Below are 1,213 nucleotides of genomic sequence, written 5' to 3'. Positions count from 1 at the left end.
TTTGATTAAAAATTATAATAAAAAATCATTATATTTATTGAATTAAAATAAAATTATTTTATACTATTATACATAACATATAATATTGGAGTATATTATGCAAAGCAATAATTTAACTAAAGATGAATTGGTTATATTATATATAATGTTAAAATTTAAAAATATAAAAATGAGTAAATTACCAATTAATAAATTATTATATGAATGTGAATTAAACAGTGTGGATAATTATGGAAAAAGAATAACCAATTTTAAGTTTATACATTATAAAAAAGGTCCGTATAATAAAAATTTAGATGATGTAATAAAAAAATTTGCTTTATATAATAACATAGAAGATAAAGATAACTATAAAATAAAAGATGAATATATAAATTATCAAATAAACTTAGATTATGATACAAAAAAAATAATTGATGAATCGTTAGATAAATGGGTAGATAGATGTTCAAAAGGATATATGGTTCTTGGGAGTTTATTAAATGAAGTTTATATGACTCCCCCTCTTTTAGATACTCCATATAATGAAGAGATAGATTTAATGAAATATGGTAAAAATAGTGGAATTAGTAAAGTATTAATACATTCCAATGAATTAAAAAAAATAAAAAACCGTGCTAATAATCATAAAAAAGAATTAATGGATATTATAAATGGAAAATACTAAAAAAGAAGATATCATTTTACAGAAACTTAGAGGTATATGGTATAATTATATAATAAAAAAAGAGAAACAATCCAATAGAGAAATGAGACTTAATAATATACACCTATCTGGTTATGATTATCATAAGGCTAGTTTAGCAGTTGATGAAGCACTAAAAAAAGATAGTGATGGTAATTATCTATATTCAAAGTATGAACAGTTAGAAATGATATTTCAATACGAAAAAACTGAAGATAGAGAAGCTAATCAAGATAAATCATTTTTATATAATTTAACATCATATGATGATTATGATGAAGTATTTATGGATATGGTGTCAGCTGTTTCTTATGAACTTGATATAGAATTTAAAAGAAAGAGAAAAGAAAAAAATAAAAATTAATTGTTTAAAGTTAAGTAATAAGCCGCACGTACTGTTGACTATCTGTAATGGGGACAATACCGTGCGGGAGGCCCCCGACCGTAGGGAGTGCGTTAGCTAAGCTCGTAGTGCCCGTAGCGAATACTAAATAATATTATCTCTTATGTTCGGAAGTAAATTATAAA

The 1,213-nt window shown here is 23.5% G+C and carries 2 protein-coding genes; both read left to right on the top strand.

All coding sequences use genetic code 11. From position 1 onward, the window contains the following. The first annotated feature begins 97 nt into the window (after positions 1–97). Complete coding sequence (locus EZH24_RS12155) at positions 98–667, top strand: type II toxin-antitoxin system antitoxin SocA domain-containing protein (protein ID WP_137999328.1); 570 nt, start codon at positions 98–100, stop codon at positions 665–667. Next, on the top strand, positions 654–1,049 hold the full coding sequence (locus EZH24_RS12150; RefSeq protein WP_137999327.1) for a hypothetical protein: 396 nt from the start codon (positions 654–656) through the stop codon (positions 1,047–1,049). Before EZH24_RS12155 ends, EZH24_RS12150 begins: the two co-directional genes overlap by 14 nt. Positions 1,050–1,213: the final 164 nt, after the last annotated feature.

The organism is Brachyspira catarrhinii (genome assembly GCF_005518285.1).
Lineage (GTDB): Bacteria > Spirochaetota > Brachyspiria > Brachyspirales > Brachyspiraceae > Brachyspira > Brachyspira catarrhinii.
This window is presented reverse-complemented; position numbering and strand designations above follow the sequence as displayed.